The organism is Spirosoma montaniterrae (assembly GCF_001988955.1).
Classification (GTDB): domain Bacteria; phylum Bacteroidota; class Bacteroidia; order Cytophagales; family Spirosomataceae; genus Spirosoma; species Spirosoma montaniterrae.
The window spans coordinates 2,975,958-3,001,316 of sequence record NZ_CP014263.1 but is presented as its reverse complement, the minus strand read 5'-3'; the positions used below and the strand labels follow the sequence as shown (position 1 = coordinate 3,001,316).

At 55.2% G+C, this 25,359-nt stretch carries 15 protein-coding genes and 1 tRNA gene; 10 read left to right on the top strand and 6 right to left on the bottom strand.

Features of this window, described 5'->3' with window-relative positions; genetic code table 11:
* Positions 1-9 precede the first annotated feature (9 nt).
* Complete coding sequence (locus AWR27_RS12970) at positions 10-1,248, bottom strand: alpha-amylase family glycosyl hydrolase (protein ID WP_335695384.1); 1,239 nt, start codon at positions 1,246-1,248, stop codon at positions 10-12.
* 210 nt (positions 1,249-1,458) lie between these two features.
* Positions 1,459-2,130, bottom strand: a complete 672-nt coding sequence (gene rpe, locus AWR27_RS12965) for a ribulose-phosphate 3-epimerase (RefSeq protein WP_077133976.1) — start codon at positions 2,128-2,130, stop codon at positions 1,459-1,461.
* Positions 2,131-2,279: 149 nt separating this feature from the next.
* Between rpe and ligA the strand changes: the two genes are divergently transcribed.
* The 3 genes from ligA to dapA are packed head-to-tail and all read left to right on the top strand — an operon-like array spanning position 2,280 to position 5,999.
* Positions 2,280-4,349 (top strand): NAD-dependent DNA ligase LigA, encoded by a 2,070-nt coding sequence (gene ligA / locus AWR27_RS12960; RefSeq protein ID WP_077133975.1) that lies wholly within the window; start codon positions 2,280-2,282, stop codon positions 4,347-4,349.
* A gap of 59 nt (positions 4,350-4,408) precedes the next feature.
* A complete protein-coding gene (locus AWR27_RS12955) occupies positions 4,409-5,047 on the top strand; it encodes a DUF2203 family protein (RefSeq protein ID WP_077131555.1) in 639 nt (212 codons plus the stop codon).
* 55 nt (positions 5,048-5,102) lie between these two features.
* A complete protein-coding gene (gene dapA, locus AWR27_RS12950; protein ID WP_077131554.1) occupies positions 5,103-5,999 on the top strand; it encodes a 4-hydroxy-tetrahydrodipicolinate synthase in 897 nt (298 codons plus the stop codon).
* Between the two features lie 178 nt (positions 6,000-6,177).
* Here the strand turns inward: dapA and AWR27_RS12945 are convergent, their stop codons facing one another.
* The 4 genes from AWR27_RS12945 to AWR27_RS12930 form a co-directional block, all read right to left on the bottom strand.
* Positions 6,178-6,372 carry a hypothetical protein gene (locus tag AWR27_RS12945; protein WP_077133974.1) on the bottom strand — a complete coding sequence of 65 codons (195 nt, stop codon included), beginning with the start codon at positions 6,370-6,372 and terminating at the stop codon, positions 6,178-6,180.
* Between the two features lie 96 nt (positions 6,373-6,468).
* Entirely contained in the window at positions 6,469-8,673 is a 2,205-nt protein-coding gene (locus AWR27_RS12940) for a carbohydrate binding family 9 domain-containing protein (protein ID WP_198044993.1), read from the bottom strand.
* A gap of 79 nt (positions 8,674-8,752) precedes the next feature.
* Positions 8,753-10,099: a transposase gene (locus tag AWR27_RS12935; protein WP_077130382.1), complete on the bottom strand. Its 1,347-nt coding sequence runs from the start codon at positions 10,097-10,099 to the stop codon at positions 8,753-8,755.
* Between the two features lie 126 nt (positions 10,100-10,225).
* A complete protein-coding gene (locus AWR27_RS12930; RefSeq protein WP_077131552.1) occupies positions 10,226-12,799 on the bottom strand; it encodes a M14 metallopeptidase family protein in 2,574 nt (857 codons plus the stop codon).
* A gap of 185 nt (positions 12,800-12,984) precedes the next feature.
* Between AWR27_RS12930 and AWR27_RS12925 the strand changes: the two genes are divergently transcribed.
* The 7 genes from AWR27_RS12925 (at position 12,985) to AWR27_RS12895 (ending at position 25,334) form a co-directional block, all read left to right on the top strand.
* A tRNA-Glu gene (locus AWR27_RS12925) sits at positions 12,985-13,056 on the top strand.
* Between the two features lie 111 nt (positions 13,057-13,167).
* The gene (locus AWR27_RS12920; RefSeq protein ID WP_077131551.1) at positions 13,168-13,749 is read left to right on the top strand and encodes an RNA polymerase sigma factor; all 582 of its coding nucleotides are present in this window, start codon (positions 13,168-13,170) and stop codon (positions 13,747-13,749) included.
* A 98-nt stretch (positions 13,750-13,847) separates the two neighbouring features.
* On the top strand, positions 13,848-14,888 hold the full coding sequence (locus tag AWR27_RS12915) for a FecR family protein (RefSeq protein ID WP_077131550.1): 1,041 nt from the start codon (positions 13,848-13,850) through the stop codon (positions 14,886-14,888).
* Positions 14,889-14,901: 13 nt separating this feature from the next.
* Positions 14,902-18,426 carry a SusC/RagA family TonB-linked outer membrane protein gene (locus tag AWR27_RS12910; RefSeq protein ID WP_077131549.1) on the top strand — a complete coding sequence of 1,175 codons (3,525 nt, stop codon included), beginning with the start codon at positions 14,902-14,904 and terminating at the stop codon, positions 18,424-18,426.
* A 33-nt stretch (positions 18,427-18,459) separates the two neighbouring features.
* Positions 18,460-19,950 carry a RagB/SusD family nutrient uptake outer membrane protein gene (locus AWR27_RS12905; RefSeq protein WP_077131548.1) on the top strand — a complete coding sequence of 497 codons (1,491 nt, stop codon included), beginning with the start codon at positions 18,460-18,462 and terminating at the stop codon, positions 19,948-19,950.
* A gap of 118 nt (positions 19,951-20,068) precedes the next feature.
* A complete protein-coding gene (locus AWR27_RS12900) occupies positions 20,069-22,723 on the top strand; it encodes a PQQ-dependent sugar dehydrogenase (protein WP_077131547.1) in 2,655 nt (884 codons plus the stop codon).
* Positions 22,724-22,844: 121 nt separating this feature from the next.
* Complete coding sequence (locus AWR27_RS12895; RefSeq protein ID WP_077131546.1) at positions 22,845-25,334, top strand: cation-translocating P-type ATPase; 2,490 nt, start codon at positions 22,845-22,847, stop codon at positions 25,332-25,334.
* Positions 25,335-25,359 lie beyond the last annotated feature (25 nt).

Below are 25,359 nucleotides of genomic sequence, written 5' to 3'. Positions count from 1 at the left end.
TATTGCTTATTAATTTGTCAATACCCTATACTCCCATGGGCGGAGTGTAACAATCATATTGGGTTTCAGTTCGGCGGGTTGGTGGCTGAACACGTCGGTATATTTACCTTCGTAACCGTCGCCGTCTAACCGAACTGTCTGCGGCTGATTGCTTAAATTAACGAGTACAGCTACGGCATCCGTATCGCGCTGCCGGTGAAAGGCATATACTTTATCGTCGCGGTCGGTCGGAATTTTGACCACCGGCCCACCATCCAGCCCGTTCCAGAGGGCGTGATTGCGGTGTTTAAGTGTCAGTAACGCTTCAAAAAAGTTGGCTCGTGGGTAGGTTCCCCAGGCAATGGTATCCTTCTCGAAAAAGGCCAACCGTTTGTTCAGGTTCGACTCCATACCGTTGTAAACCAATGGCATACCTTCCAGCGTACTGCTCAATACAATGAACGCATCAGCCGCCGGACCGAATGATTCGGCCAGCGTTCCATTCCAGGTATTTTCGTCGTGGTTCTGCGTAAACAACATCTGATAATACCACTTCGGAAAACGGCTCTTGTTGGCCGCCCGCAACGAGTCGATTTTTGAAATGGGCGCATTGCCTTTGGCAATATCTTTCATAACGTGGTGCATGGCCCAGCCGTAGTTCATATTGAAACAGCTCTTGAACTGATCCGGCTCGTCTTCCCACTCCGAGAGCATGAACACGGTCTTGATTTTGTCTAACTCAGGCCGAAGCTGCGCCCAGAAATCGTTGGGCACGAACCCCGCCACGTCGCACCGATAGCCATCGACGTCACATTCTTTCACCCAATATTGCATGGCGTCGATCATGCCTTTGCGCATGTTGGGGTTGGCGTAGTTCAGGTCAGCCACGTCGGTCCAGTCGGTAGGTTTGCCGGTTTTGGGGTCGAGGGGCGTCGTCATTTTACCATCAACGAGCGTGTACCAATCGGGGTGCTGCTGTACCCATACGTGGTCCCAGCCGGTGTGGTTCGCTACCCAGTCGAGCACAACGCGCAGCCCCAGCGCGTGCGCACGGTTAACGAGCGATTTGAAATCGGCGAGGGTGCCGTAAGCGGGATTAACGGCTTTGTAATTGGCGATGGCGTAGGGGCTGCCAAGGGTTCCTTTTTTGTTTTTCTGGCTGATCGGATAAATTGGCATCAGCCAGATAATATCGACGCCCATTTCTTTGAGACGGGGTAGCTGTTTTTCAACGGCTTTAAACGAACCCTCCGGCGAAAACTGCCGCACGTTAACCTCGTAGATGGTAGCGTTTTTAGCCCAATCGGGGGCAGGGGGGGAGTGGCAGATGTTGTGTCGGCAGGAGAGGCCGAAGCTTCAGTTTGGGAGGTTCGCGTCTTGCAGCCACTGACTGTCAGGAGCAATACACCTACAGCAACAGCTAAAATCGTATGTTTCATAGATTGGTTTTGTCGTCTCATACTGGTTGGTGTGAAGCTATCAGGCCATTGTGGGCTGGCGACTGCTTTTCAGGCGATGAATGGCCGCTATGGGGTCGTCGGACCCAAACACCGACGTACCGGCCACCACATAATCGGCACCGGCATCGAGTAGTGTGGCTGTGTTCGATAGATCCATGCCGCCATCTACCCCAATCAGGGCCGAACTGCCCGCCCCCTGCAATAACTGCCGCAGTTTACGAACTTTCGGAACAGACAGCGGCAGCAGTTTCTGACCGCCGAAACCGGGGTTGATGGTCATAATCAGCACCTGATCGAAGGCATCGGCAATATCGGCCAATACGTCTACCGGTGTTTGCATGTTCAGGGCCACGCCCGCCTGGCAACCGGCCTGCCGAATCTGGGTCAGCACCCGGTGCAGGTGCGTACAGGCTTCGTAATGAACCGTGATATGGTCGGCTCCTTTCTCCGCAAATTCGGCAATGTATCGCTCCGGCTGCACAATCATCAGATGAACGTCGAGTGGCTTCGTCGTATGCCGCCGGATGGCTTCCAGCACCGGAAAACCGAATGAAATATTCGGGACAAACATGCCATCCATCACATCGACATGAAACCAGTCGGCCTCGCTGCGGTTCACCATTTCCACGTCGCGTTGCAAATTGGCGAAATCAGCGGCCAAAATCGACGGAGCTATAATTGGCGGGGTCATGCGTAAATAATTTAACTCGTAAAAGTACTTTTTTTTGGCCGAATGAAGAAACAAAACCAATATTGCCGGTTGTAATTTGAATCGTCAATCGGTAATAAACCCACTGGCTACTCGTAGTGGTTGCTAAGGTTGTACTGCCAACTGAAAAAATGACCCCCCAGCAACGAATCGCCGAACTGACCCGTCAGTTAAACCACTACAATTATCAGTATTACCAGAACAGTATTTCGGAAGTCGATGATTTTACGTTCGATAAACTGCTGACCGAGCTAACCGATCTGGAACGTCAGTACCCCGAATTCCGGCTACCCGACTCGCCTACGGCCCGCGTGGGTGGCACCATCAGCAAAGAGTTTCCGACGGTCTACCATCGTTTCCCAATGCTGTCGTTGGGCAATACCTACTCCGAAGAAGACCTCGTAGAGTTCGATAATCGGGTTAGGAAAGGGCTTGATGGGGCTGATTATGAATACATCTGCGAGCTCAAATTCGACGGTGTAGCCCTCAGCATGACCTACGAAAACGGTGTGCTCGTGCAGGGAGCCACGCGGGGCGACGGTGTGCGGGGCGACGACATAACGCCTAACATCCGCACCATCCGCACGTTACCGCTGCGCATTCAGAGCGATAAGATACCCGCGCTTTTTGAGGTTCGGGGTGAGGGTTTTTTACCACTGGCCGAGTTTGAGCGGATCAATAAAGAGCGCGAAGACATTGGCGAACCGCTATTGGCGAACCCGCGAAATGCTGCATCGGGTACGTTTAAACAACAAGATTCGGCGGCTGTCGCCAGGCGTCGGCTCGACTGCTATCTGTACTCGTTTCTATCGGAAGAAGACGTCTTCAAAACCCATGAAGAAAGCCTGATTGCGTTGAAACAGTGGGGTTTCAACGTGTCTCAAACCTGGCGGAAATGTGCTGATATCAAAGACGTAATGATTTATATCAGCGAGTGGGAAACCAAACGCTTCGACCTGCCATTAGGCACCGACGGTATCGTACTGAAAGTAAACCGTTACGATCAGCAGCGAGAGCTGGGTTATACAGCCAAAAGTCCGCGCTGGGCTATCGCCTTCAAATACAAAGCTTTAGCGGCCAGCACTACGCTCAACGACATCACGTATCAGGTTGGCCGGACAGGTGCCGTTACGCCCGTAGCCCGGCTGACGCCCGTGTTGCTGGCCGGTACGGTGGTGAAACGGGCGTCGCTGCACAATGCCAACGAAATTGCTCGCCTTGGCGTAATGCTGGGCGATACGGTATTCGTGGAGAAAGGGGGCGAAATTATCCCAAAAGTAACCGGCGTTGACCTGGCGAAACGAACCGGGCAGGAGCGACCTATTATTTACCCCACAGAATGCCCGGCCTGTGGCACTCCGCTGATTCGGCGCGAAGCGGAAGCGCATTTTTACTGCACCAACGAAAAAGGATGCCCTCCGCAACGGCAGGCCCGTTTCGAGCACTTTATTCAACGCCGGGCCATGAACATCGAAAGCTTAGGCGAAGGTAAAATTGAATTGCTCATCGAACGCGGCTTAGTGCAAACCCCCGCTGACCTCTACAGTCTGACAAACGATAATCTGCTTGGTCTGGAGAAAACGTATCCGGCTACTCTGATTGTACGGGAAGACGGTTCGGAAGAGCCGGGGAAGGCCCGCACGGTGAAATTTGGGCAAAAAACGGTCGATAATATTCTGTCGGCTATCGAACGCTCGAAACAGCAGCCGTTCGCCAGTGTGGTGTTCGCGCTGGGCATTCGCTACGTAGGTAATACCACCGCCGAACGCATCGTAGATTATTTCGGCAACATCGACGATCTCACAAACGCATCGCTCGAAACGCTGGCGGGCGTTCCCGACGTTGGCCCGCGCATTGCCCAAAGCCTGTTCGAGTGGTTTGGGCAGGACGAGAATCGGGCCTATGTGGAGCGATTACGGGCGGCTGGTTTGCAGATGGCCGGAGAGCGCAGGGTGGTTGAGGCCGTGAGTGATGCGCTGGCGGGCAAAACGTTTCTGTATACGGGCACGTTTCAGAACTACAGCCGCGAACAGATCGAAGAACAGATTGCGGCCCACGGTGGCAAACTGCTTAGTGGCGTCTCGAAAAAGCTCAATTACCTGATTGTAGGCGAAGGGGCCGGACCATCGAAAGTGAACAAAGCGCAGCAGTTAAATGTACCGATGATTAGCGAAGACGAGTTTACGGCCATGCTGGGTTAACGAACGGATTCTATTAACAAATTTGTTAGTTTTGTGCGAATACATACGCCCACCCAACTATGGAAGCTAACACCAGCTTAGACGAAATTCGAGCCATCCTCCGGGAGATCACCGAAAAACAACGCGAGATTACCGAGAAACAACGCGAAATGATTGCCGACCGTGAACAGCAACGTGAACAAGAGCACCGTGAACGCCAGCAAGCGAAGCGTGAAACGGATAAAGAAATAAATCGCGTAGCTAAAATAGTGGGCGACATTGGTAATAAATTCGGCTCATTCACAGAGGGCATGGCGTTTCCGTCGATGGAGCGGGTATTGCGCCGAAAGTTTGGCATGACCGACGTAGCCATGCGCTACAAAACGCAGCGCGGGGGCGACACAATGGAAATTGACGTGCTGGGCCTGGCAAACGGTGACGTGAATACGGCGGTGTTGGTCGAGGTGAAAAGCCATCTGAAAGAACGGGATATCGAACAGATTCTCCAGATGCTCGACCGCTTTGTTCGCTTTTTTCCTGAGCATCGACACAAAAAGATTTATGGCATACTCGCGTTTGTTGATGGGGCAGAAGAAGTCCGTCAACAGGCCACGCGGGCGGGGCTTTACACGGCCCCCATTCACGATGAGGTATTTGACCTATTGCGGCCTAAAGGATTTACGCCCCGCGATTTCTCGCAGGAACCTGTAACGGCGTAACGCACTTTACGGGGCATTTCCCGTAACTTTGTCATAACATCACTTTTGCGGCATCATGTATTCTCAGTTTCACGGTGTGGGCGTTGCCATCGTAACCCCGTTCAACGCCGACCACTCCATTGATTTCGACGGCTTTGGCCGCGTGATCCGGCACGTCTCCGAAGGGGGCGTTCGGTATATTGTCCTGCAAGGCACCACGGGCGAATCGCCGACCGTGACGAAGGCCGAGAAAGCGGAACTGCTGCAATACCTGAAAGAAAATAATCCGAAAAACCTGCCCATCGTATATGGGGTTGGGGGTAACGTTACGGCAGACGTGGTTTCGGGTATGAAAGCCATCGATTTTAACGGCGTCGATGCTATTCTGTCGGTTTGCCCGTACTACAATAAACCCGGTAAGCGCGGTGTTATTGAGCATTTTACGCGAGTGGCCGATGCAAGCCCGGTGCCGGTCATTCTTTACAACATTCCATTTCGGACAGGTATCAACATGACCGCCGAAACAATCTGCGAGCTGGCTCAACACCCCAATATCATCGGGGTGAAAGAAGCCTCCTGCGTAATCGAGCAATGCATGGAAATCGCTCGCGACAAACCCGATGATTTTCTGCTGATTTCGGGCGACGACGTGCAGGCTGTGCCCATCATCAGCATCGGGGGCGTGGGCGTGATGTCGGTAATTGCCAACGCCTTCCCGGCTAAGTTCTCAGCTTTGATCGACGCGGCTTTGCAAGGCGACTTTGCCTTTGCTCAGAGACAACTCGGTCACTTTCTGCGTATCGACCCGCTGCTCTATGAAGAAGGTAATCCTGTGGGTGTCAAGAATATAATGGAACTGATGGGCCTGATTTCGGGCGAAGTGCGGCTCCCACTCATGAAAGCTTCCGACGAGTTGAGCGAAAAACAGAAAACCGTTCTCCAACGCGATGGCCTGCTGGAGTTAGTAGCCTGATTTATTTGTATCTATGCCTCTGGATGACTTTACACCGATTTGACGTTGCATTGGCGTGTTGCTGACGCGAGGGAGACGCAAAGGGTTGCGTCTCTACACTGGATGGCCAATTGTAGAGACGCAACCCTTTGCGTCTCCACGTGCGTCAGCAACACGCCATACCTGATTCAATGTCGTATTATATGCCCCGACGTCCTCCGCCGAATAATTTTGAAACCAGCCAGATAACAACCGCGATAACGATAATAACGCCGATGATCCCCGTGTAAGCACCGGCTGCGAAAATATCGCCGATGAGTTCGCAACTGGTCAGAAACAGTGTCAGAAATAGGGCGACAATGGCCGTCGGTAAAAAACGCAATAGAGCTTTCATAATTGTTGAGCAAAAAACGTGTAGTGCCGTGGGCAACCGCACCCGGCGAATGGTCATTTAACTACACGCGAAACCGTTTGTTCAACGTTCTGATTATCAAACGTTCCACCAATACGTCCACTTTAAGACCAACGCCCGGTTTCTGACCGAAAATAACCCTGGTACGTCCTGCCCAATCTGGGCTGAGTTCGGCAGGTAGTTGTCGGTGAAAACCAGAAAAAAGTCGGAAGCAGGTTTGTAACGCCACTGTACGCGGGCATTCACGTTCATGTTCTTTTGCTGCTCGTTGTACTGCACAAACGTGGTCAGATACAGCGTGTTGGTCATGGTCAGGTCGAAGCGGGGGCCAACCAGCCAGAACCGGGTACGCCCCCAGGGCTGCCCCAGCCGAATGTCGGTGTAGCTGATGTTGGCGGCTAAACTGACGTAGGGCTGAAATCGGTAGCCAAGCGTACCGGTCAGAAACAGCCGGGTGCCATCGGCATAGTAACCGCCGTAGCGCGACGAAAAACCGTAGGTGAATAAGCTTTGCGGTTTCGACAGAAATTCGGTCCCCCAGGCTCGCCAGCGGTGTTCTGTACCGGTTTCGAGTCTATCCCGGCCCGTGTTTGTCGGGTCGAACGGGGCCAGCAGCCGAATGTAGTCGGTAGCTATCCAACTCTGAAACGTGGCCCGGCTGCGAAACGTGACCAGATACGCCAGAAACGTCTCGGCATCACTTTGCCGCCCGGCAGGGTCGAAAAACCGGACACTCTGAACCAGTGGGCCGTGGCTCAGTACCGAACCGCCCGTCGGGAAGAACGTATAACCCGCCGTTGCCAGTGCCTTCGTGTAGCCCCGGCGTGGTACATAACCTGCTTCGGCGGTGTAGTTTTTTCCGACCCGTTCGAGTTGCCCACCCAGCACCCACCGGCGGCTATTGTATTGCAGATTACCGGCCACTACAGCGTCTTCGCCGGATATAAACGGCTGAAACGACTTCAAATACAGGGCTTTACCCGACCATAAGTTATTCGATGAAGCCAGATTATACTCGAAGCCGAGATTTCGGTTGTATTGCGAATAGGTTGGTTTGTTGGCCTCAGGCCTGTAATTCAGCGATTGTTTGTTCACGAACAATACGCCCACGTTCGAGCGGGCAAATACGCGCCGTTGCAGTGCCAGCACCGCGAAGTTCTGAGCAGGCAAACCCTGTTCATCTACGCGGCCCGTTTGCATGTCCATCACACCTAACCGCCAGTCTTTGTTGAGTTTGCCGCTTAGCCGCGCCCCAAACCGGATCGGAACCCCGCCCAGCCCAATCCGGCGGCTGAAAAATGGGCGAATGTTAGTATAACCGAAGTTGGTAAACTGATCGCCATTTTCCAGAAAAAACTGCCGCCGTTCGGGGAAAAACAGCTCAAAACGGTCGAGGTTCGTCACCTGCTGATCAACGTCGACCTGCGAAAAATCAGGATTAACGGTCAGGTCTAAATTGAGCGACGACGTAACGGCAATTTTAGCGTCTAAACCCGCATCAAACCGGCCTTTGGTAGGAACGCTGTTCTGATAATCGCGCGTCAGGCCCGTCAGCAGGTATGGAATCAGCGAGATATTCGGGCCGGGCGATGGCGGTGGGGCGTCCCATACCAGCACGCCCGTGTAGGCCAGAGAGGCCGTTGGAAACTGACGCGGTACGGGTGCCCAGGCCGATTTTTCGGTAGTTTTCAAATCCTGCCTACTGAAATTGATACCCCAGCGCGTTATGCCCTGTTTGTACCGAATGGTTTTGAATGGAATTGCCAGTTCGAGTACATATCGGTCGGCGTAGTTGCGCACCACCGATGTCCATTTGTTATCCCAACTCAGGTTGGCTCTACTCCCTTCGTAGAGCAGACCATCCCACTGCGCCCCGGCGGCATTGGTGCCGAACGTGAAACCGTTGGTCTGGTCGTCGAAGGTGTCCATGAAAAAGATGAAGTTGTCGTTGCGCCCGAAATTCCAGTCGCGCCGGAGCGATTCAACAATGTACGGCCCCGGCACGTTGCCGTGGTAACAGACTGCGCTCAGATACAGGTTGTTATCGTCGTAGGCCATACGAACGTCGGTACGCACATTGGCCCGGCTGGTATCCATTGGCAGTACCATCGAAAAATTACCGGCTACCTCAGCCGTCTGCCAGGCCAATTCATCGACAGACCCATCCAGTACGATGGGCGATGTAGCCCGGCTGATATGCAGTTGATAAGCTTCATTTTTCTTCTGAGCCAGCAGTGGCACCGACAGAAAGAGGGCGTTGAGCAGAAACAGGAAAGGTTTCACCAAATTGAGTTTGTTAAATTCTTAGCAGAAGAAGACAATGCCTTCTCTGATTTACCCCGCCGAAACGTAAAAACATGAGTCATCCCGAATTTTGAGTGAGGGCGAAGGCCACCATTAAAGCGTTTGAGATGGCTAACCGCAGTCTGTAAATCGGCACCGACGAGCATCGGTGCCGATTGCCTGTTCGGGGTACCCACCGTTTCAAAAATAGGGGTATCCAATCCGGCCAGTGGCGTAACAGCGATAACAGAAAGTCATACACTAAACTGACTATGCCCAACAGCTTTAGCCGGTTCTCCCAGAACCACAGCCGGGGCGACTCCAGGCCGAACTCGGCCTTGCCCGCTCGAAAAGCCTGTTCAATCTGCCAACGGTGCATGTAACTGTGTACCAGTAGCCAAGCCTGATGCACATCCCGGACGGGTACGGATGTGAGCAGGTACATGGGCGGTTGCTGATGCCTGCGATCCCGGACCACCAGCAACCATAAAGGCAATAGCTCATGCTCCGCATGACGAACGGCCAGCCAACCCACACTGACCTGTTTGGTAATCTTACGTTCCTTGTCGCGCAGGAGCTTACGGCTCTGGGGCGCACAACTACGGGCCAGCAGATGGGTCTGTTTGGTGCCTTTTTCGCCGTGAGTCAGTAGGTGATTCTTTTTCCAGCGCACCAGAAAGTCCTGTTTGAAGTGGCTCATCCACTCAATCGTCCAGCTACTGGCATAGCCCCGATCCAGCACATGCAGCACGGAAGCTGGCAGATGGGCCTGTAACTGCCTAAGCAGACGGAACATGATGTTGGTACCCACCTCTTTATGCTTGCCCCGCGTCGTCCACCAACTCATCTGGCACACACTGGGTGTTTCGCCCAGCGCGGCCAGTAATACACCCGTCCAGTGAAAGCCCGGCACGCAGATGCGGGCTGAAGGGGGCTTGTAGAAGCCTTTCTTGATCTTGGTGAGTCGTTTCCCCTTGCTACTTTCGACTGAACAAAGTCCTTCGACAAACCAACTTTCTGGCTTCTCGATGCGACTATCATCCCACACCAGCAAAGGCCGTTTGCCCATAGTCGCCAGTTGGGCAATGCGTCGTTGGGTCTTGGCCCAGAAAAACTCCTCGATAACAGCAGCGTCCCAATAGGCGCATCGTAAGAGGTTGCTTAGGCGTTTGGTACCTGCCGGGGCGTGGGCATGCCCAGCGATATAGCCTCCTAACTCACTCAGTAGCAGTCCCATCTTCGTGTTACGAAAGAGCAGAATGCTGCTAAACAAGGTCGCAAAGGTAGCTACGAGTCGCTTGTCGATTTGCTGGAGTAGCTGGTCTTGAATGGGTTGGAGATAGTGCTGTATTCGGGCTTGTAGAAAGTCATTCGCGGTTGACTTTACGCGCGTCGTATTGTTATTTTGTGTGCATGGCGTTGCCATAAAAAAGACCTCCTTTCTGGCTTTGGCGTTGTGGTGATGCTCAAAGCTAAGAAAGGAGGTTCTTTTTTCAGAGTGTCCCTAAAATTCGGGATGACTCATGTTTTAGAAACCTGTATTTCTGGGTCGTTAATTCACCATAAACACGGCGTTGCCGAACAGCAGTTTGCCGCTGTACCAGAATCCCCGAAACAGCGGGTTGTCGGCTAAATACACCACGCTGCCCCGCCCGTAGCTCTGAACGCCCATCAGCAGGGTATTTTTAAGCTTCTCTTTGGCATTTTTGCCCGAAAAACCAGCCACATAATTGTTGCCTTTCAGATAGCCTACGTTCCAGCCATCTTTCAGAAAATCGAAGTTGTAAGCATTCTGAACCAGCGTGTAATAACCCCCCGTCAGGCCAAAGCCAAGCGGGTGTGTGGTGTCGATATTGACGCGGTAGATGCTGCCCGGCGTTTCATCGGAAATGGCCGTGCGTTCACGGTCGCCGTAGAGTTTGAGCGAATCGACGGGGGTTGGTTTCTTATCTTTGTCTTTGTTTTTATCTTCCTTCTCTTTCAGGTCGAATCCGTCTTTACCGGCCAGAAAGGCAGCCGCCCGTTCCATCGCAATCAGTTTGCCGCCCGCCTGAATCCAGCTTTTCAGGGCTGTCAGCACCCGGTCGTTCAGGATGCGGCTATAGGCGTAATTTGTCGGCAAAATCAACACGTCCAATTTATTCCATTCCACGTTGCCGAGTGCGTTGCCATCAAAAAGCGAGATGGGGTAGTTGAGTTCCTGATCGAAATAATGCCAGACTTCGCCAGCCGCCGGAGGCAGGCCACCGTCGCCGATCACAACGCCCACGCGCGGAGCTTTCAGGCTGGTTACGAAGTCAGAACCAAAGTCAGAGCCTTTTGTGACGAACCCTGTCGAAACCGGCGTCAGTTCAGCACCAGTGCGGGTAGCCTCGGCCCGAACGAGCGCGTCGAAGCGGTCGCCAAAGCGTTCGTTACCAGCGCGGGGAATAATCAGCGTACCCGACGGATAGGTTTTGCCATCCAGTTCAAACGTCTTCTCCGACGCCCGTACTTTCACTTTCTGTTTCAGCAACCCCGCCAGCGTCTGTACTGCCGGCATCGACTGCCAGCGCACCAAGTACGCGTAAGGCCGCCCGGTTGCTGTTACCGACTGGCTGGTGCTTACAACTGGCGGTTGGCTGTTCGCCGGATTCAGGCGCGTTGTGAAGCCATATGTCTGCAACCCAAACGCGTAGGGCAGCGACCAGGCCGTGATGTCATACGTTGCTGAATCTTCGAGTGTCGATTTCGGCTCGAACAGAATTTTCAACAGTGTTGATTTTGGCTGATACGCGCTGATAACCAAGTCTTCGGCAGCTACCGAAACACTCTTGTCGGTTTGCTGCGTGAGGTAGTTGAAGCCGCCCGTTACCGTCTGCGCCTTGCCCGCGTAGCCGTAGCTGATCTTGTTCCGGTCAAGCAGTTGTTGCAAGGCTTTCAACCGTCCGGCGTCGCCATTCGATTTAATGACATAGCTTTTGTAAGCACCAACGGGCGTGTTGCGGGCTTTGTCGAAAAACGCGCCGAACTCCTTTACAACATCGGGCGCACGGTCGGCCACCGATTCGAGCGTGGCTATACTGGCTGCTACGTGGTGATCGATGCGTTGGCGGAGCGTAAGGGTGTCGCCGTCGGCTTTTTCGACGGCCAGCCCGGCCCGGCCACTGCCGCCCTGCTCGTAGGTCATGCCGATGGCTCCGTTGTAGGTTGGGTAGGTGTCGCCGTAGCTGGGGTAAAACAGGTCAAAGCGTTCGCGGGTGTAGTAGAGCCAGCCGTTACGGTCGAAATACCGACTGCAATATTGGCCGATAGTCTGCTGGAAATCACGCTGAAACTTCGTAATGTCTTCGTGGTACGGCTTAGCCGAAGGCGCAAAATAATAGGGACTTTCAACGCCCATTTCGTGGAAATCGCCGTGCAGGTGCGGCATCCATTGCTGGTAGAGGGCCATGCGTTGCTGCGTGATTTCCTGCGTTTGCCAGGCCCAGTCGCGGTTAGGGTCGAAGAGATAGTGGGTGTAGCGACCGCCCGGCCAGGGTTCGTTGTGTTCGCGGGCTGCGGGCGTAGGGTCGGCCATCCGGCCCATCATCTGATTATACCAGTTCACGTAGCGGTCGTGCCCGTCGGGATTGGCATCGGGGTCGAGAATCACGACCGTGTTGTTTAGAATTTTTTGCGAAACAGCCGATTGGCCGCTGCCATTTTTGGTGTCGAGCAACTGATATAATACATCGAGAAACGTTTCGGTGCTAACTGCTTCGTTGCCATGAACGTTGTAGGTCAGCCAGGCAATGGCTGGGGTAGCGGCAGAGGGCGCACCATCCATCATACCGATACGCTTGAGGTTGTTGGTTCGGATTTCTTCCAGCCGGGCCATGTTAGCTTCCGATGCCACGGCTACTACCATCAGTTGTCGGCCTTCGTGGGTTTGGCCGTAAGGAATCAGCTTAACGCGGTTAGGTGCCTGCCGGGCAACCAGTTCGGCATAGGCCAGCACACGATGATGGGGAGTAAACCGGTCGCCAACCGAATAGCCAAGAAATTGGGCGGGCGATGTCAGGCTCGTTGAGGTGGGGGAGGCTGTTTGTGCAGCAGCCGACAGCGACGCGACCGCAAGGCCCGCCAGCAGTACGAATTGTTTCATGTATAGGGGTTAAAAAAAATGAACAGGCTAACGTGTTCAAAAATAGGACGAAAACGCACAGGAACCGTTTTTTGAGAAAAATTTTACGATAGCCTATTGCATTATCGGTTTATTGCCCTACTTTTGCACCACGATTCGCCAACGCAGCGGCACATAAGCCAAAACGTTGGGTCTTTTTACAAGACGGCCGATTCGTCTAGCGGTTAGGACATCGCCCTTTCACGGCGGTAACACGGGTTCGATTCCCGTATCGGTCACTAACATATACAACGGATGTTGTACAAAAACCCCTGAATACACTGTTATTCAGGGGTTTTTTGTTTCTTTAGCGTTCGATTCAACAGCTTGTCATATTTACGAATGCCTGTATGACTGAAGCCGATACCTGGAATGCATTCCGGCAAGGCGACCGCTCGGCGTTTGCCAAAATCTACTTCGACCATTATGAGGGATTGCTCAACTACGGGCGTCGGTTTGGCCTGCCGCCCGAACTGGTCGAAGATACCATCCAGGATCTGTTCGTAGAACTCTGGCAATACCGCGCCACCACCAGCCCCACTACCTCCATCCGGTTTTATTTGCTGCGTGCGCTGCGCAATCAACTGAGTCGACACCGGAGAGAACCGTTGTTTACCGACATTGAACACGATACGCTGTCATTTACCGCTGAGTTTTCCTTTGAACAGCAATGGATCGATTCGTTAGATGAACAGCAGCAGACTCAGGCACTGCAACGGGCACTTAATGCCCTGACACCCCGGCAACGGGAAATACTCTACCTACGCTTTTTTAATAACCTCGACTATCCTCAGATTGCCGCCGTCATGAACCTGAGTTACCAGGCCGCCCGCAATCAGGTCTATCTGGCATTGAAAGCTATACGCGAACAATTTCCAGCCAACTGGCGGCTACTACTGGCCCTGATGCAGGTAGCGTGGACGAGCCAGTAAACCGCTTAATACATTTCTCTTATTCTAAGAAAAAATTTCACAATTCACTTATTACAAAGAGTGCCCTGTCTGTCATTGTTGGATATAGGCTATACACTATGTCCGAAAAACCGTTTGACCATTACCTGTCCTTCGAGCCGCTCGACTTTGTTATGGACGAGGATGTCCAGAACTGGGTGCTTCAGGGCACGCCCGAGCAGGAAGCCTACTGGCAGGCGTTCCGGCTGGCTTTCCCTCAGAAAGCTGATACCATCGACACCGCCCGGCTGCTAATCCGGCAACTACGGGTAGCCGACTGGCAAACGCTGACGCCCCATCAGCTTCACGAACGATTTCAGGCAGTACTAACCCAGATCGACGCGCCCCCGGTACGCATCATTCCGCTGTATCGCCGAACCTGGCTTCGCGTAGCAGCCTGCCTGCTGCTGGGACTGCTGGGCTGGCAGGGGTATCAATATGGGTGGGCCAGTGACACGTATCAAACGGGCTTTGGGCAACAGCGACGTATTCTGCTGGCCGATCAGACTGTGGTTACGCTGGCGGCCAACAGCAGTCTGCGGGTGCCGGGCCGCTGGTCGTTTGGGCAACAGCGCGAAGTCTGGCTGTCGGGCGAGGGCTATTTTGAAGTAACAAAACAGCCGGGGCCAACTCCCGCGAAGGGGCGCAATTTTGTGGTTCATGCCCGTGAACTAACCATTGAGGTGCTGGGTACGCGCTTCAACGTCAACACGCTCCGTAGTAAAACAACCGTTTCGCTCGACGAAGGTAAGATACGTCTTTCGTCGGCTCGTGAACCCAGCCGGACGCTCGAACTGCGACCCGGTCAGACTGCTCAGCAACCAGCCAATCGACCCGCCATTCAGGTTATGCCTACTGCCGACCCCAGCCTGACGGCGTGGCGCAACGGACGGCTGCTCTTCCGGGCGGCAACCCTGTCGGAACTCAGTCAGCGCGTTGAAGAGGTATACGGGCTGACCCTTGTGTTCGATGGGCAGGGTTGGAAAGAAACTACGTATACGGGCGAGCTGCCTACTACCGACACTACGCTGCTGACACGCATTCTGGCCGAAACGTTTGGGGCCGACGTGGTACAGGAAGCCAATCAGTTAATTCTCCGCAAACCACTTCACAATCCATAAACCCATCTACTCTATGTTGTCTTCGCTATCCATCCGGCTCGGCTGGGTGTTCGTCATCGGGATGCTCCTGCTGGCACTACCCACCCAGGCACAGGTACTGGCTCGGGCCTACGCCGGGTCGGCTCAGCAGCAGACTGGTCAGAAACCGCTGACCTACACGCTGCCCAAATTGCTCGACGCGCTTGAAAATCGCTATAACGTGCGCTTTAATTATCAGGCGAATTTAGCCCGTAAAATAACCGTGGAGGTGCCCTCAATCGATACGTTCGAGGGTCGTATTGAAGCTACACTGACCCGGCTGCTGACTCCGCTCAACTGGCAGTGTAAACAGCTTGGCCCCACCACTTTTGTGCTTCAGCCAACGCTGCCGGTTAAGCCCGTATCAGACCTTGCCGATCCACAAACGGCAGTTTCTTTACCCGAACCAGCGGAAAAAACGGTAGTCGAAGCCCCCAAATTTGTGGTGAGCGGGCGCGTAACCAGCGACGATGCCCAAAATGGCATTCCGGGCGTTAACATCCTGCTGAAAGGTACGGGAACCGGAACCGCCACCGACGCCAACGGGAATTACCGCCTGAGTGTTCCCGACCCCGGCGACGGTATCCTGATTTTCTCGTACATCGGCTACCAAACGCAGGAGGTCTCTATCAACCGGCGCAGTCGGGTCAACGTTACGCTTCAGGCCGACGAGCGGGGGCTAAACGAAGTGGTTGTAGTGGGCTACGGTACGGTCAGGAAAAGTGATTTGACCGGGGCCGTTTCGCAAATTAAAGTCGCCGACGTCAACCGGGCCGTTACCACCTCGCTCGATCAGATGTTGCAGGGCCGGGCCGCCGGTGTGTTGGTAACACAGACATCTGCCGCACCGGGAGGTGGGCTTCAGATACGGGTGCGGGGAACCAACTCCATCAATGGCGGAGCCGAGCCGCTGTATGTGGTCGATGGCGTTCCGCTGAATATCGACAACAATACCAATGCGTCGTTTACAGTACGTGGTTCGGGTAGTAATGCTGGCTCTCAGGTCAATACGTTGTCGAGTATTAATCCCAACGACATTGAGTCGATGGAAATTCTTAAAGACGCTTCGGCAACGGCTATCTACGGCTCGCGGGGAGCCAATGGCGTGGTGCTGATTACAACCAAACGCGGCAAAGCCGGTACGTCGGTCGTGAATTTCGACGCGTCGTATGGAGTCCAGAGTACCGAACGCCGGTTGTCGGTGCTCAACGCCCAGCAGTTTTACAACCTCAACACCGAAGCCCGTGCCAATACGTTTGGTGCCAATGGCGTACCCAATCCACAGGCACCCGTAACAGCCCTGAATAACGAATACAACACCGACTGGCAGAACGCGCTTTTCCGCTCAGCCGCCGTGCAAAACTACCAACTGTCGCTGCGTGGAGGAACCGAGAAAACCCGCTACGCCCTGTCGGGCAACTACTTCGATCAGCAGGGTATTGTAAAAGGCACTGCCGCTAAACGCTATGCCGTGCGACTCAACTTAGACCACAATATCAGCAGTCGGGTGCGGGCGGGCATTAACCTGAACGTATCCCGGTTCGATACGGAGTTGGGCTTCAGTGATGGCGGGTCCAGTTTGATTACCAATGCCTTACGTATGGTGCCAAACCAGCCCGTGACGCTCAACGGTATCTATCAGAACAATGCCAATCCGATTGATAACTTCAACGCGGGCGTGAACCTCGGGCTAAACGCGGCTGGAATCACGTCTATCCTGCCCAGCCCCATGTATTTTGCCGACTTAGTGACGAACCAGCGTTCGGACGACCGCATACTCGGTAATTTCTTTACGGAAATCGAGTTCATCAAAGGGCTAACCTACCGCCTGAATCTCGGCGTCGACAACCTCACGGCCAAAGGCATCTACTACGAACCCACCAACGGCGGCATCCGGGCGGCTGGCGGCTCTTCTGACCGGAGTGTCAACTCAAACCTGAACACCCTTATCGAAAACACACTCAGCTACAACCGCACGTTTGGCCGGCACGTGCTGTCGGCTGTGGTTGGGCAAACCGCGCAGAAAAACGTGTTCGACCGGTTGCAGGTGGCTGGCGAGGGGCTGAACGATAACACCGGTCCGTTTTCGTATGATGGCGATTATTTAGTGTCGCTCAATCGGTTTGCCAACAATAACTCATGGCAAATGCTCTCGTTTCTGGGCCGGGTCAATTACAGCTTTCGGGACAAATATCTGCTAACTGCTTCGTTCCGGGCCGATGGCTCTTCGCGGTTTGGGGCGGGTAATAAGTTTGGCTACTTCCCGGCGGCATCGGCAGCCTGGGTGGTCTCGAAAGAAGATTTTTTTGCTCCACTGACCAACGTTGCCAGCAGCCTTAAGTTGCGGGTAGGCTACGGGCAAACGGGCAGTCAGGAAATTGGTCTGTTCCGGTCGCTGCCCATTCTTTCGTCGGTTACAACGGTTTTCAACAATGCCGCCTTTGTGGGGCGTCAGCCGGGTCAGATTGCCAACCCTGACCTCAGTTGGGAGAAAACCTCTCAGTTCAACATTGGCCTCGACGTGGGCCTGCTGAAAGAACGGTTTACGGTTTCGGCCAACTATTACGACAAACGCACCGATGCGTTGCTTTTCGACCGAAGCATTCCGCGCACGAGCGGGTTTGGCACCGTTACGCAAAACTTAGGGTCGGTCAGCAACCGGGGCTGGGAGGTCGAAGTGTCGAGCAACAACCTCGATGGTGCTTTCCGCTGGAACACCTCCTTTAATATTTCGGGCAACCGCAACCGCATCGAACAACTACCCGTTGCGCGTGCTTTTGCCGGTAATATCATTCTTCAGGAAGGCGTGGCTGTGGGGTCATTTTTTGGCTTCCGCACCAATGGTCTCTTCCAGACGAACGACAACACGTCGATTCAGCCCGGTGCCCTGCCCGGCGAACGGCGGTTTGCAGACCTCAACGCCGACGGTCGCATTACGCCCGACGACCGTACCGTGCTGGGCGTTCGCGACCCAACCCTGCTCTACGGAGTCAATAATACGTTTTCGTATAAAGGCTTTAATCTGGCCGTCTTTTTTCAGGGCGTTAGTGGCAATGTCATCTACAACCTAACCCGCGCCAACCTGCTCACGCTCGACGGTCGGTTTAACAATCTGGCCGAAGCCGCCGACCGCTGGACACCCACCAATACCGACACCAACATACCCAGGGCCATTCAGGCAGGGAGCCGGAATAATTTCGGCAGCAACGTAAATGACTTCTTCGTAGAACGCGGAGATTACATGCGGCTGAGAAACATCACCCTGTCATACACGATTCCGCAGACGGTTAGCCGGGTGGTCAAATTAAATCAGGCACGGATTTTTGTCAGTGCCGACAACCTGTTCACCTGGACCAACTATACCGGCTACAACCCCGACATTGTGGGTACGAGCATCAGCGGTTCGAGCAATACCGCTGCCGGAGCTACCAATGCCGGGGCAGGCACCATCGGCGGTATCGACAACGGCCCCTATCCGAACCCCCGCGTCATTACGGGCGGTATATCGCTCACCTTCTGATTCAGTCATTCACTTCATATGCAATACAACATCATGAAAGCCACTACGTATCTACTTCTTTTCCTGCTCGTGTCAACAACGGCCTGTAGGGAATTTCTGGAAGAAAAACCAACCGCACTGATTGTTGGCAATCAGTTTTATAACACAGACCGGGATTTAATTGAAGCCGTCAACTCCGTCTACGGGCAACTGTCCTCGAATTATCAGGAGCGGATACCCGCCTTCAATGAGTTGCGCTCAGATCTGGTGCAGTTTGGGCCACAGGGCGACAATGCCGCTGCCTGGCAACCTTGGGATTTATTTACGTTCAATGACCTGGACGGCAACCTGTTGAATGCCTGGAGTACGTTCTACACCGCCGTCAATAACGCCAACGCCCTTATTGCCAGTGTCCCTTCGGCAACCGGTGCGTCAGCCCTGATTAAGAACCGAACACAGGCCGAGGCTCGTTTCCTGCGGGCTTTCACGTATTTCAATCTGGTTCGGCTGTGGGGGTCGGTGCCATTGATTCTGACACCCACTGCCGGACTGAACAACATTCAGCCGCCAAAAAGTACTGAAGATGACATCTACGCAGCCATTATCGCTGATTTGCAGTATGCAGCCGGCGAAACCCAGCAGAACCCCGGCCTGCCGCTTATTTATGGGGGTGCCGACAACGGTCGGGTTACGCTGGGAGCCGCCAACGCTCTGCTGGCTGAGGTCTATCTGACGCGCCGAAACTGGGCCAAAGCTGCCGAATATGCCAAGAAAGTGATGGACTCGGGCCGGTATGCGTTGTGGCCCAATTACAACGATGCGTTTTTGTTTGCCAATAAATATGCCGCCAATTCGGCTCCCAATGGCGAGACTATTTTCGATATTCAATTCAATCAGGATGCTGCGGTGCCGTCGTTCATTATGCGCTGGACACCCCCGCGTGGGGTCATCCTACAGGGTATTGCCGGACGGGAAGGTCTTGGTCGATATACGGTTCCTCCGCTGGGCTTCCGGCTCTTCAGCCCGCAGGATGACCGCCGAACCGCCATTTTTCCGCCCACAATCGTCAACAATCAGGGGCGAACCATTCCTTACACGCCGTTCCGGGGATCTGCCGGAACGGCTGCGCCCGACACGCTCAACTATTACACCCTGAAGTATAAACTGACCGGCCAGAACGCCCCCTTTGCCAACTCGGCCAACAACTGGCCCATTTTGCGCCTGGCCGATGTGCTGCTGATTCAGGCCGAAGCCCTCAACGAAGCGGGTGGCCCCACCGCCGATGCTTACGCAGCCATTAACCGCGTTCGGAACCGGGCGCGGATGCCGAACCTGACAGCAGGGCTGAATCAGGCCGCTTTCCGTGATTCGCTTTACGCCGAACGAGCCAGAGAATTGTTCCTCGAAGGCGACCGCTGGTTCGACCTCGTGCGCACGAACCGGCTGGTTTCTGAACTGGCCAAAGTGGGTATTACCGTCACCAATAATCAACGGTTCTTGCCAATTCCGCAGTCAGAGAAGGATTTGAATCCGAATTTGAACTAAACGGGCCAGAATCGGGGGTTGTTCTCTTGAAAACAAAACGCCTGTACAAAACGTCGATGTAACGGCCTTACAACGTGAACTCTGCGAACGCCCCCTGGCGAACGCTGATTAATGAATTATGCTTGATAAAATTGCTTGTACCGGCTGGCGGGTCTGGCTTCTGACCAGCCTGCTTTTTCCGCTGCGGAGTTACGCTCAGACGACCAAACCCGCCGATAGTCGGTTTACAAAGGTTGTGCTCGACGATGACCTCAACGAACCTATGGAAGTAGCCGTAGCTCCCGATGGCATTGTTTACTACGTCGAACGGCCCGGCTGGGTCAACCGCTTCGACCCGGCAGTGGGCAAACGGCAGCGACTGGCCAAACTGCCCGTGCGCTTCAAGGGCGAAGACGGTCTGATGGGCCTGGCGTTAGACCCCAACTTCAGCCAGAACCGCTACGTCTATCTTTACTTTGGCGACCCTAAAGTAGTAGCCGATACAGCCTATAACGTACTGGCCCGCTTCGTGATAGGTCCCGATAGTTTGCTGCAACAGACCCGGCGCGATTTGCTGCGTATTCCGGTCGTGGCCGAGGGCGTGAGCCATTCGGGCGGTTCGCTGGCCTTCGACCGGCGCGGCAACCTCTACCTGAGCACGGGCGATAACACCAATCCGTTCGAGTCGGACGGTTACGCGCCCACCGACGACCGACCGGGCCGACAAAACTTCGACGCGGGCCGTTCGGCGGGCAACCCCGCCGACCTCCGGGGTAAGATTCTGCGCATCCGCCCCGTGGCGAACGGTACCTACGCGATTCCTGAAGGTAATCTTTTTCCACCCGGTACGCCGGGCACGAAACCCGAAATCTACGTAATGGGTTGCCGTAATCCGTACCGCATCGACATCGACCCGCGCACCGGCGTACTCTACTGGGGCGAAGTAGGTCCCGATGCCGGGCGCGACAGCCTGGGGCGCGGCCCGCGTGGGCACGATGAGTTTAACCGGGCCGCACGAGCCGGTAATTTCGGCTGGCCCTACTTCGTGGGCAACAGCAAACCCTACCACCGCTTCGATTTTGCCAGTAAACAATCGGGAACGGCCTACGACCCGCTGGCACCCGTCAACGAGTCGGCCAACAACACGGGGCTGCGCAACCTGCCGCCCGTTCAGCCCGCCCTGATCTGGTATCCGTATGATGCGTCGCCCGAGTTTCCGGCCTTAGGAACGGGCGGGCGAAATGCCATTGGCGGGCCAGTATATTACCCACCGGGCAACCCATCGGCCCGGCAATTCCCGGCCTACTACGAGGGAGCATGGTTCATTGCCGACTGGATGCGCAACTGGATTTTCACGGCCCGTGTCGATTCGGTGGGGAAACTGACCCGGCTGGAACCGTTTCTGCCGAACGAAACCTTCAGCAAGCCCATCGACATGACCTTTGGGCCGGAGGGTGCCTTGTATTTGCTGGAATACGGAGCCTACTGGCGGGCTAAAAACACGGATGCCCGGCTGGTCCGCATCGAGTACACCGAAGGCAACCGCACCCCCATTGCCAAACTAACGGCCAGCCGTACGGTAGGTGCCGCCCCGCTGCGGGTCCAGTTCTCGGCCAGCGACTCGTTCGACTATGACGGGGCTGATTCGCTAACCTACCGCTGGCAGTTTACGGGCCAGTCGTTACAGGCAACGGGTAAAAATCCGGCATTTACCTTCACCAAACCGGGCACCTACACCGTTCGGCTAACCGTGACGGACCCGTCGGGTAGTGCGGCTACCAATCGACTCACGGTGCGCGTAGGCAACGAGCCACCCCGCGTTAGCATTCGACTGACCCCCAACCGGTCGTTTTATTTTGGTGAGGGGCCGCTGCCCTACCGGGTGCACGTAACCGACCGCGAAGACGGGCAATTAGGCAAACCAATTTCGTCCCGGTCGGTGCGGGTAACGCAGCAATACCTGCCAACCGGCTACGACTTTGCGGGTCTGGATGCCATAGGAACAGTACGCAGCCGGGGACAGATGCTGATGGCCCAGAGCGATTGCGGGGCCTGCCACGCGCCGGAAAAACAATCGGTCGGTCCCAGTTGGCAGGCCATCTCGCGCCGATACGATGCCACGACAAATGCGTCGGTGGTGAGTCAGCTTGGCCGAAAAGTCATCAACGGCGGAGGGGGCGTATGGGGCCGTGAACACGTTATGTCGGCACACCCGCAACTGAGCGAAGCCGACGCAGGCGAGATGGTGCGCTATATTTTATCGCTCAGAGACGCCCCCAGCCCGGTGGCTCCGCAGGGTGCGCTGACGGTAGCGAAGGGGTCGGGGCGGTATCTGCTGACGGCGGAATATACCGACAAGGGCGGTTTGACCGGACGCGACGTGGTGTTGCTGCGCTCGCCCCGTGTGGCAGCACAGGAGGCCAGTGCCAGCCAAGGCGTTGCCAGTCGCAATCTGAGTGCTACCGAAGCCGTGATGGCCTACAACGAGCCGGGGGCATGGCTGGCCTTCAATGGAGTAGACCTAAGCGGTATTCAATCTGTCACGGCCCGGCTTACCTCCCCCGGCCTGAGAGGGCAACTCGAACTACGGCTCGACTCGCCAACCGGTCAACTGGTGGGCGTGTTGCCTGTTCAGCCGGGGCCACCTAACCAGCAAATGCCCATAGCTTCGTTAAACCCTACCGCTGGCGTACACAATCTGTACGTGGTGTACAAGCCAATAGCGGGGGAGATCGGTATCTGGCGCAGGCTGGAAGTTGCCTGGCTGGAGTTCGGTCAGTCGCGCAACAACTGATCCAGTTCATCGGAGCTGATGCGTACCAGCACTAATCAATTTGATGCTCGTTGAGTAGAATCAGCCCCAGATCTGTTTATAATCAGTTCGCCTGAAACAGTGCAGTTTGTACTTTACGGCTATGCTACCAGAGTCTTCGCTAATGCCGGGCCTGACCGATGAAGCCGTTGCTGCCTCGCGGGCTAAACACGGAGCCAACACGCTTCCTGCCAAAGCCCGTTCGGGCTTGCTGGCAACACTGAAGGACGTGGCGACGGAACCCATGTTTTTGCTGTTGCTGGCTTCCTGTACGGTGTATGTCGGCTTGGGGCAGTTTGCCGAAGCCATCACGCTGGCCACCGCGTTATTGATGGTCGCGGCCATTTCGATCTATCAGTCGATTCGTAGTGATCGTGCCCTGACCGCCCTCCGTGAACTAACGCAACCCCGCGTACAGGTTCGGCGCAACGGGCAGCAGGTGTCTATTGCTATCGACGAGTTGGTGGTTGGTGATGCCGTGCTGGTCAGCGAGGGCGAGCGCATACCTGCCGATGGGGTCATTGAAGAAGCCAGCGATTATTCTGTAGATGAGGCTACTCTGACGGGCGAGTCGATGGCCGTTGCGAAGAAGCCGGGCGACCTGCTTCTGGCGGGAACGAACGCCATGTCGGGCAATGCCTGGTTCAGCGTATCGGCGGTTGGTGGGCAGACCCAACTGGGCCGAATTGGGCAGAGCCTGGCCACCATTCCGACCGAAAAAACACCTCTGCAACGCCAAATAGGGCAATTTGTGGGCCGAATGGCGTGGATTGGCTTTGTTGCCTTCGTGCTGGTTTGTGGGGTCAACTATGCCCGTTCCGGCAATTGGGTTACGGCCCTGCTTTTTGGCCTGACACTGGCCATGTCGATTCTGCCCGAAGAAATTCCGGTAGCGTTCAGCAGTTTCATGGCTCTGGGAGCCGCCCGCCTGAGCCGAGCCGGGGTACTAACCAAACAACCGCAGACGGTCGAAAGTCTCGGCTCGGCCACCGTGATCTGCACCGATAAAACCGGCACTATTACCCAGGAGGGCATGAGCGTCAGTCAGCTCTACGACGGAGCCACCGACACGCTAATACCGTTGTCCGACGTGTTGCCGGACACGGCCAAATCGGTGCTGGCCTATGCCCGCTGGGCCAGCGAAACCGACCCCTTCGACCCGATGGAAAAAGCAATCGTTGCCGCGTTTGGCACCATGCCCGCTGATACATACCCACTGATTCATGAGTATCCGCTGGCTGGTATGCCCCCCATGATGACTCACGTTCGGCAGTCGCCAGCGGGAGAGGTCGTGGTGGCCGGGAAAGGTGCCGTAGAGCATATTCTGGCCGTTTGCCATCTCCAGCCGGCTGTAGCTGAACGGATTCGCGCCGTGACGAAAGAACTCTCAGTAGCCGGATTTCGGGTGCTGGGCGTAGCGAGCGGCACATACGTGTCGCCCACGTTTCCGGCAGAACAGGATGGGTTTATCTGGTCGTTTTTGGGCCTGATTGCCCTTGAAAATCCGCCCAAACCCAATGCCAAAGCCGTAATGCAGGCCTTTGCCGACGCGGGCATCCGGGTTAAGATGATTACCGGCGATTTCCCCGAAACAGCGCAGGCTATTGCCCGGCAAGTGGGCTTGCCCAATGCTGATACGTTGCTGACGGGTCAACAAGTAATGAGCATGGACGAGCCGACGCTTCGGCAGCAGGCGGGGCAAACAGTGATATTTGCGCGGATGTTCCCCGAGGCCAAACTGCGGATCGTGAACGCGCTCAAAGCCAACGGCGAGGTCGTAGCCATGACCGGCGACGGGGTCAACGACGGCCCGGCCCTAAAAGCCGCGCACATCGGCGTGGCAATGGGCAAGCGTGGCACCGAAGTGGCTAAACAAGCTGCATCGCTGGTGCTGGTCAACGACGATCTTAGCAGCATGGTCGCGGCCATCGCCGAGGGGCGACGGATTTATCAAAACCTCAAAAAAGCGATTGCTTACATCGTTTCCATCCATATCCCGATTATCCTGACGGTGGCAGTGCCATTGTTGGCCAACTGGCAGTGGGCCAACCTGTTCAGCCCGATCCACGTCATTTTTCTGGAGTTGGTGATGGGGCCAACCTGCTCTATTGCCTTCGAGAACGAACCCGCCGAACCCGGACAAATGCGAAAGCCGCCCCGCCAGGCTACTGACCGACCGCAGCCCGATGCGTTTCTGGCAGGGGCCGAACTGGGCCGGAGCGTTGTGCAGGGGCTGGTTATGGCAGCAGCGGTGCTGGGTGTGTATTACGCCAGAATGCAGCAGGGCGAACCCGTAACCGTTGTTCGGACGCTAACTTTTACCACGTTGGTGGTCGGCAATATCCTGCTCGCGCTGGTAAACCGGTCGTTCACGCAGTCAGTGTTTCAGACACTACGGATGCCCAACCCAATCATGACCCTGCTGTTGGGCCTGACGCTCGCCCTACTGCTAATTACGCTGCTCGTGCCGGGCGTGCGGACGCTGTTTGGATTCGCGCCCGTGTCGGCATTGGCTCTGGGCTGGTGTAGTCTGGCCGCGCTGATTAGTGTGGGCTGGATTGAAGTGTATAAAGCGATTCGGAAACGCAACTAACCGACAACCGTGAGGATAATGTATT

Bases quoted from the DNA above. Each gene is read 5' to 3' on its own strand.
- AWR27_RS12910 (WP_077131549.1), top strand. From the start codon at position 14,902: ATGTTGTCTTCGCTATCCATCCGGCTCGGCTGGGTGTTCGTCATCGGG.
- AWR27_RS12915 (WP_077131550.1), top strand. From the start codon at position 13,848: ATGTCCGAAAAACCGTTTGACCATTACCTGTCCTTCGAGCCGCTCGAC.
- AWR27_RS12930 (WP_077131552.1), bottom strand. From the start codon at position 12,799: ATGAAACAATTCGTACTGCTGGCGGGCCTTGCGGTCGCGTCGCTGTCG.
- AWR27_RS12945 (WP_077133974.1), bottom strand. From the start codon at position 6,372: ATGAAAGCTCTATTGCGTTTTTTACCGACGGCCATTGTCGCCCTATTT.
- rpe (WP_077133976.1), bottom strand. From the start codon at position 2,130: ATGACCCCGCCAATTATAGCTCCGTCGATTTTGGCCGCTGATTTCGCC.
- dapA (WP_077131554.1), top strand. From the start codon at position 5,103: ATGTATTCTCAGTTTCACGGTGTGGGCGTTGCCATCGTAACCCCGTTC.
- AWR27_RS12905 (WP_077131548.1), top strand. From the start codon at position 18,460: ATGAAAGCCACTACGTATCTACTTCTTTTCCTGCTCGTGTCAACAACG.
- AWR27_RS12935 (WP_077130382.1), bottom strand. From the start codon at position 10,099: ATGGCAACGCCATGCACACAAAATAACAATACGACGCGCGTAAAGTCA.
- ligA (WP_077133975.1), top strand. From the start codon at position 2,280: ATGACCCCCCAGCAACGAATCGCCGAACTGACCCGTCAGTTAAACCAC.
- AWR27_RS12955 (WP_077131555.1), top strand. From the start codon at position 4,409: ATGGAAGCTAACACCAGCTTAGACGAAATTCGAGCCATCCTCCGGGAG.
- AWR27_RS12895 (WP_077131546.1), top strand. From the start codon at position 22,845: ATGCTACCAGAGTCTTCGCTAATGCCGGGCCTGACCGATGAAGCCGTT.
- AWR27_RS12920 (WP_077131551.1), top strand. From the start codon at position 13,168: ATGACTGAAGCCGATACCTGGAATGCATTCCGGCAAGGCGACCGCTCG.
- AWR27_RS12900 (WP_077131547.1), top strand. From the start codon at position 20,069: ATGCTTGATAAAATTGCTTGTACCGGCTGGCGGGTCTGGCTTCTGACC.